At 73.8% G+C, this 7,107-nt stretch carries 8 protein-coding genes; 5 read left to right on the top strand and 3 right to left on the bottom strand.

From position 1 onward, the window contains the following. On the top strand, positions 1–1,040 hold a 1,040-nt coding region (locus tag RBH18_RS42200), incomplete at its 5' end, for a zinc-binding dehydrogenase (protein ID WP_306216137.1). Here the strand turns inward: RBH18_RS42200 and lhgO are convergent. Next, positions 1,030–2,223 carry an L-2-hydroxyglutarate oxidase gene (gene lhgO / locus RBH18_RS42195; protein ID WP_306216136.1) on the bottom strand — a complete coding sequence of 398 codons (1,194 nt, stop codon included), beginning with the start codon at positions 2,221–2,223 and terminating at the stop codon, positions 1,030–1,032. The two genes, RBH18_RS42200 and lhgO, sit on opposite strands and share 11 nt — an antisense overlap. Positions 2,224–2,232: 9 nt before the next feature. Continuing rightward, positions 2,233–3,096 (bottom strand): AraC family transcriptional regulator, encoded by an 864-nt coding sequence (locus tag RBH18_RS42190; protein ID WP_306216135.1) that lies wholly within the window; start codon positions 3,094–3,096, stop codon positions 2,233–2,235. Positions 3,097–3,234: 138 nt separating this feature from the next. Here RBH18_RS42190 and RBH18_RS42185 point away from each other — a divergent pair, with 138 nt between their 5' ends. Together RBH18_RS42185 and RBH18_RS42180 are read left to right on the top strand one after the other, a co-directional pair. Beyond that, positions 3,235–4,020 (top strand): alpha/beta fold hydrolase, encoded by a 786-nt coding sequence (locus tag RBH18_RS42185; RefSeq protein ID WP_306216134.1) that lies wholly within the window; start codon positions 3,235–3,237, stop codon positions 4,018–4,020. Then, the gene (locus RBH18_RS42180) at positions 4,020–4,955 is read left to right on the top strand and encodes a S66 peptidase family protein (RefSeq protein ID WP_306216133.1); all 936 of its coding nucleotides are present in this window, start codon (positions 4,020–4,022) and stop codon (positions 4,953–4,955) included. The genes RBH18_RS42185 and RBH18_RS42180 overlap by 1 nt, the downstream gene beginning before the upstream one ends. Here the strand turns inward: RBH18_RS42180 and RBH18_RS42175 are convergent. Further along, positions 4,945–5,481, bottom strand: coding sequence for a DUF1062 domain-containing protein (locus tag RBH18_RS42175; protein WP_306216132.1), 537 nt, complete (start codon positions 5,479–5,481; stop codon positions 4,945–4,947). The two genes, RBH18_RS42180 and RBH18_RS42175, sit on opposite strands and share 11 nt — an antisense overlap. A gap of 218 nt (positions 5,482–5,699) precedes the next feature. Between RBH18_RS42175 and RBH18_RS42170 the strand changes: the two genes are divergently transcribed. Together RBH18_RS42170 and RBH18_RS42165 are read left to right on the top strand one after the other, a co-directional pair. Beyond that, a complete protein-coding gene (locus tag RBH18_RS42170; RefSeq protein ID WP_306216131.1) occupies positions 5,700–6,293 on the top strand; it encodes a TetR/AcrR family transcriptional regulator in 594 nt (197 codons plus the stop codon). A 17-nt stretch (positions 6,294–6,310) separates the two neighbouring features. Continuing rightward, on the top strand, positions 6,311–7,107 hold a 797-nt coding region (locus tag RBH18_RS42165; RefSeq protein ID WP_306216130.1), incomplete at its 3' end, for a serine hydrolase domain-containing protein.

The following is a 7,107-nucleotide window of genomic DNA, read 5'->3' as shown; positions in this document are numbered from 1 at the left end:
CTGTTGCTTCCCACGACGATCACGTACGCCTCTCCGAGGTCCCCGAGCCGCAGCTGCGCGGCGGTGGCGTGCTTGTCGAGGTGCTGGCCGCGCACCTGCCGGCGTACACGAAGATGGTGGTGCGGGGGAACCGCGGCGGCCTGCCCGTGCCGCTGACCCTGGGCCCGTCCTGCATCGGGCGGGTGATCGATGTCGCGCCCGACGTGTTCCATGTCGCGCCGGGCGACATCGTGCTGGACACGGCGCTGCTCGACGCGGGCGGCGGGGACGAGATCCTGGTGGGCTGGGTCGGCCTGGGCGGCGCCGGGGCGGGCAGCGGGCGTACGGATCGCATGCGCGCGCTCTGGCACGACGGCGTCTTCGCCGAACGCGCGCTCTGCGCCAAGGAGACGATGGTCAAGCTGCCCGGCGCCGAGCACCACCCCGACCCGGCCCGGCTGGCCTTCCTGCCGTGGCTGGGCATCGCTGCCGCCGGCCTGCACGCCGCGGGCCCGGTGGCCGGCCGGGACGTCGCGGTGATCGGCGCGACCGGTCAGCTGGGCGGCGCGGCGGTGCTGGTGGCGCTGGCGGAGGGCGCGGCGACGGTGACGGCGGTGGGCCGCAACAAGGAGGCGCTCGACCGGCTCGCCGAGCTCGGGCCACGCGTGCGCACCCACCGGCTGACCGGCGACCGCGCGACCGACGCGCGGGGGATCGGCCCGGTGGACGTGGCGCTCGACGCCCTGGGCGCCACACCGACGGCGGACGCGACGATGGCCGCGTACGACAGCCTGCGCGGGCGCGGCACCTTGGTGCTGGTCGGGGGCGTACGCCAGGAGCTCACCATCCCGTACGGCGACCTGATGCACCGGCGGCTCACCGTGCGCGGCTCGTGGATGAGCGACGACCGGACGGTGGCCACGGTGTGGAACCTGATCCGGTCCGGGGCGCTCGACCTGTCCGCCGTGGAGCTGAGCACGGCCGGGCTCGACGACCCGGCGGCAGCGCTGGACCTCGCGGAGCGCACGACCGGCCTGGGCTTCGTGGCGCTCACTCCGTGAGGACGTCCACGATGTGCTCGGCGATGGCGAGGCTCGAGGTGGCAGCGGGGGAGGGGGCGTTGCGGACGGCCGTGATCGGCCCGCTGCGCTGGATGCGGAAGTCGTCGACGAGGCTGCCGTCGCGGTCGAGGGCCTGCGCGCGCACCCCGGCGCCGGCGCGCACGACGTCGGCCGCGCCGATGGCGGGGACGTAACGGCGGGCGGCCTTCATGTAGGCGCGCTTGGACAGTGAGCCGTACATCTCGCGGACGCCGGTGCGCCAGTGCCGGGCGGCCATGCGCCACGTGCCGGGCCACGCGGTGATCGCGGAGAGGTCGGCCACGGACAGGTCGCGGCGGCGGTAGCCCTCGCGGGCCGTGGCGAGCACGGCGTTGGGTCCGACCTCGACCGTGCCGTCGACGCGGCGGGTGAAGTGCACGCCGAGGAAGGGGTAGCGCGGGTCGGGCACCGGATAGATCAGCCCGCGGACCAGGCCGGCCTTCTCCGGGACGACCCGCATGTACTCGCCGCGGAACGGGATGATCCGCGGCTCGGCGGCGAAGCCGGCCAGCCCCGAGACGGTGTCGCTGCCCAGGCCCGCGCAGATGACCAGCCGATCGACGGTGACGCTGTCATCCGGAGAGCCGACGCGCAGGCCGCCCGGCGCCTGGCTGATCGCGGTGACCGGGAAGCCGAAGCGCACCTCGCCCCCGGCGGCGACGACGTCCTCGGCGAAGCACTCGGCGACCCGGACGTAATCGGTGATGGCGGTGCGCGGCGAGTGCAGCGCGGCCAGCCCGGCGGCGTGCGGCTCGATCTCGCGGATGCCCGCGGCGTCCAGCCGGCGCAGGCCCGGGACCGCGTTCTCGCCCGCGCGGGCGGCGAGCGCGTCCAGGCGTACGACATCATCGGGGGTGACCGCGACGACCAGCTTGCCGCACTCGTCGTAGGGGATGTGCCGCTCGGCGCAGTAGTCACGCAACAACGCGCCGCCGCGCGTGCACAGCCGCGCCTTGAGGCTGCCGGGCTGGTAGTAGATGCCGGCGTGCACGACCCCGGAGTTGTGGCCGGTCTGGTGGACGGCGACCCGGTCCTCCTTCTCGACCACCACGACGCGGATGCCGGGGCGACGGCGGGTCAGCTCGCGGGCGACGGCCAGCCCGACGATCCCGGCGCCGACGATTCCGATGACGTTGTCAGCCACGTCCGCACCCTATGACACGACCCGCTCACGCCGGCGGAATCGACCCGGGGCTATGCCGAACTCGCGACGAAAGGCGGCGGCGAAGCTGAATTCGGTGGCGTAGCCCAGCCGTGCGGCGATGGCGGCCAGCGGCAGCTCGGTGTAGCGCAGCAACTGGGCGCCCTGATCGAGGCGCCGCTTGAGCAGGTACGCGCCGGGCGGCTCGCCCACGGCGGCGGTGAACCGGCGCCCGAACACCGTGCGGGACAGGCCGGCGACACCGCTCAGCTGCGCGGCCGTCCAGGGCCGGTGCGGATCGTCGCGTACGGCCCGCAGCGCCCGCGCGATCGGCGGGTCGACCGAGCCGTCGCCGTCGTGCCGCACCCGCAGCAGATGCACCAGCAGCAGATCGACGACGGCGGGCAGCGCGATGTCATGGCCGGGCCCGTCCCCGCCCGCGTGCTCGACCAGCAGGTCGGCGACGGCTCGCAGCGCCGGGTCGTCCTGCTCGTCGAGGTGGACGGTGACGACCTCCGGCAGCCCGCGGAACGACTCGTGCACGCGCCCGCGGTCGAGGTGATAACAGCAGGAGACCACTTCGACGTCGTACGCGCCGGAGTGCGCCGCCCGCGTCTCGACCGGCGGCACGCCGGCGAGGGGCACGTCGCCGAACCCGTGCGGCGGCCCGAACGGCAGGAACACGATGTCGCCCGGGCGCAGTGGGATCGGCTCGCGCGCCGGCGTGAGCAGCCACGGCGAGCCCCGGCGCACGATGTGCAGCCCCGAGCCGTTGATTTCGGGGAACCCGATGGACCACGAGCCGGCGAACCGGTTGCGGGTCGCCACGGCCCGGCCGGCGCGCGTGGTGGCGACCGCCTCGCTGATCTTGTCCACCGACCGGATGGTACTGCGGGGGCAAAGTCGTATGGAACCGGCGCGTCCCGAGCATGGCCCCGGCGCCGTCCGGTGGTGTTGAGTGGAGGTGTGCAGGAAAAAGAGACGATTATCGATGGAATCCGTCAGGTCTTCCACGTGGCCGGGCGCGGGCCGGTCTGCGTCGCCCACGCCGGCGGACCCGGGCTGGACTGGCGCTACCTGCGCTCGCCCGGGCTCGAGGACCACTTCACCATGGTCTACCTCTCGCCGGTCGGCACCGGGGCTTCGGGGGCCGTGACCGACTTTCACCTCGCCACGTACGTGCGGTTCCTCGCCGGACTGATCGAGGAGCTGGGCGAGGACCAGGTCCACCTGCTCGGCCACTCGCACGGGGGCTTCGTCGCGCAGCAGTACGCGCTGGCGCACCAGGACCGGCTCGCCGGGCTGATCCTGTACTCGACGTCGCCGTACGCGGGACCGGAATTCTGGACCGAGGGCATGAGCCGGCTGGCCGCCTATCCGGCCCGGCACCCGGACGTGCCCGAGGCCGCCGAGGTGCCCGCCGCCTTCCAGCGGGCGCTCGCAGCCCCGGACGACGAGACCATCAGCCGGGAGCTGGCCGCGGCGCTGCCCGTCTATTTCGCGGACTTCTGGTCGCGGCGCGAGGAGCTCGAGCCGTTCCGGGCCGCGATCCGGATGAGCAAGGAGCCGGCCACGGCACCGGACCCGGTGGTCTTCGACGTCCGGGAGCGGCTGGGCGAGCTCAAGGTGCCCACGGTGATCGTCGCGGGCCGCCACGACTTCCTGTGCGCCCCCGGCTGGACGGCCCTGCTCGCCGACGGGATCCCGGGCGCCGAGATGCGGTGGCTGGAGAACAGCGGCCACTTCGGTCACGTGGAGCAGCCGGCGGAATTCACCGAGGCGGTGCTTACACTGCGCTGATGATCGACGTGGCGCCCGTACGGCCGGCGGTGTTGTCTCCCGGGGACCTGGTGACCCTCGTCGCGCCGTCCGGGGCCATGCAGCCGGAGCGCGCCGCCGCGGCCGAGCAGGTGCTGACGTCGTGGGGCCTGCGGGTGCGCCTCGGCGCCCATGCCCTGAGCCGGTGGACCTTCCTGGCCGGCACCGACGAGGAACGGCTGGCGGACCTCAACGACGCCTTCCGCGACCCGGAGGTGCGCGGCATCCTGTGCCTGCGCGGCGGCTACGGCGCGCAACGGATCGTCGACGACCTCGACTTCGCCGCCGTACGCGCCGATCCCAAGCTGGTGCTGGGCTTCTCCGACATCACGGCGTTGCACGTCGCGCTCTGGTGCGAGGCCCGGCTGGTCACGGTGCACGGCGCCACGGTCGGCCTGCTCGACCGCGGCGCCGGCACCGCCACCGCGCGCAGCCTGCGCTCGGCGCTGATGACGTCCGCGCCCACGGTGCTGGTGGCGGACCCCACGGAGGACACCTTTCCCGTACGCTCCCCGGGCCGCGCCGAAGGCGTCCTGCTCGGCGGCAACCTGGCCGTCCTGGCGGCCACCGCGGGCTCCCGGCACAAGCCCGACCTGACCGGGGCGATCCTGGTGCTCGAGGACGTCAACGAGGTCCCCTACAAGCTCGACCGCCTGCTCGTCCAGCTGCAGCGCGCCGGCTGGCTCGACGGGCTCGCCGGCGTCGCCCTGGGCCAGTTCACCGGCTGCGGACCGGCCGAGCACGTGCAGCAGGTCTTCGCCGAGCGGCTGCTGCCCCTCGGCGTGCCCGTGCTGGGCGGCCTGGCCGTCGGCCACGGGACGGAACAGGAGTCTTTCGCCCTGGGCGTGCCCGCGGTGCTCGACGCCGGCGAGGGCACGCTGACCGTGCCACCCGCCGGACGCCGCGTCACCGCTTGACGGTGAACGTGAAGTCGCCGGAGAGCTTCCCGCTCAACCGGTGCGCCGAGACGATCCTCCCGCCGGCGATCAGGCGTTCCACCTCGGCCCGGGACAGCTTGCAGCCTTCGGCGATCAACCGCACCGGGCGTACGGGAATGGGCGCCGCGAAGCGGACCGCGACGTCCTCGACCGGATCCGTCCCGTCGGTGACGAGCCGCCACGCGCCCGCCCAGTCGAGGGCGATCCGGTTGCGGCGCTGCACGACCGGGTCCCGCAGCACCTCGGCGATCAGCCCGGCATCGTTGTCGTGCAACCGATCCAGCAGGTACGGCGGGATCGCGCGCACATTGGTCCGCTCCAGGACGGAGAGCTTCGCCGTCGTCCCGCACCCCGCGCAGAGCACGAGAAGCCAGACGTCGAGCAGTTTGTGATTGGCATTGACGCGGAACTTGCCGCTCGCCCGGAAGGTTGCGGCCGGGCACACGTGGCACCGGCGGAGCACGAGCGGCGGGCAGGTGGGCACGACGGCCCAGGAACTGAGCACGGGAAGGACACCCATTCTTCGTGAGAAAAACCGCAGCAAGAAGAAGCGCGACGCCTTGGGCAGCGGCGCGCGACGATTCAGCGCTCGGAGAAGCTCACAGGGTGTACAACGGCATGTCCTCTGTCCGGCCGACACGGATGACCGGCACGCTAGCGGCGCCCGGCGCGCGGCTCCACCGGTTTTCCACGGCCCCCGGAACGGCTCGTACGCTGGGAGGCATGCCACGCCCCCGCAAGTTCGTCGAGCGCGATGTCGTCAGCAGCGCCGGCGAGGTGTTCGCCGTCCACGGTCTCGCCGCCACCACGCTGGACGACCTGGTGCAGGCGACCGGCCTCGGCAAGCAGAGCCTCTACAACGCGTTCGGCGGCAAGCGGGAGCTGTTCCTGCGGGCGCTCTCGGAGGACCGCGAGGAGGCCGCCCGGGCCGTCACCGAAGCGCTCGGGCACCGCGACGCCGCCCCGGTGGAACTGATCCGGGGGCACATGCTGCGCCTGGCGATCGAGTTCAGCCGCGCCGACACCCGGGTCTCGCTCACCACGCGGGCCCTCGTCGAGTCGACCGGCGAGCAGGACCAGCTCGCGACGGCGACGAAGGCCGGCATCGAGGAGCTCGCCGAGATCTACGGGCACTGCCTGGAGGATGCCCGGGCGAGCGGCGACCTCCCGGCGGACGCGAACGTGCCGTCGCTGGCGATGTACTTCGTCGCGATCACCCGGGGGATGGAGCTCCTCGGCCGCGCGGGCGTCGGGCGCGCCGCCCTCACCGCGGTCGCCCTCGACGCGCTCCGCGTGCTCCGCGACCCGGATTCGTGACCCTGTAGGTTCGGCGGGTGACTGATATCGATCTGCTGCCGGAAACCCGTCGCGCCCTGCTGCACAGGCTGGCCACCGGGCAGGTGGAGGGACGCGCGCCGTCCGTCGTCGCGGCCGTCGTACGAGGCGGGCAGCCGGTCTGGACGCAAGGCTGGGGCACGGTCGACGGGGCAACGCCCGGCGACGACGTGCAGTACAGGATCGGGTCGATCAGCAAGACCTTCGTGGCCGTCCTCGTGCTGCGGCTGCGCGACGCCGGCCGGCTCGCACTCACCGACCGGCTGGAGCAGCACCTGCCCGGCACCGCGGCGGGCGACGTCACCGTCGGCGAGCTGCTCGCGCACACCTCCGGGCTCGCGGCCGAGACCCCGGCGCCGTGGTGGGAACGCTCGCCGGGCGCGGTGCGGCCCGAGATCGCCGACATCCTCGGTGCCGACCCGCGCAAGCACCCCGCCGGGCGGCGCTTCCACTACAGCAACGCCGGGTACGGCCTGCTGGGCGCCCTGGTCGGCCGGCTGCACGACGAGCCGTGGTTCGACGTGCTGCGCCGCGACGTGCTGGAGCCGCTGCGCCTGACCCGCACGTCACTGATGCCCCAGGCCCCGCACGCGCACGGCTGGGCGGTGCACCCGTGGGCCGACGTGCTGCTGCCCGAGCCCGCCGAGGACGCCGAACTGCTCGCCCCGGCCGGGCAGCTGTGGTCGACGACCGCCGACCTGGCGCGGTTCGCCACCTTCCTGCTGCACGGCGACGACCGGGTGCTGTCCGCGGACACGGTCGCCGAGATGCGCGAGCCCGCGTGCCCGCCCGAGGC

The sequence above is a fragment of the Actinoplanes oryzae genome (assembly GCF_030757795.1).
Lineage (GTDB): Bacteria > Actinomycetota > Actinomycetes > Mycobacteriales > Micromonosporaceae > Actinoplanes.
This window is presented reverse-complemented; position numbering and strand designations above follow the sequence as displayed.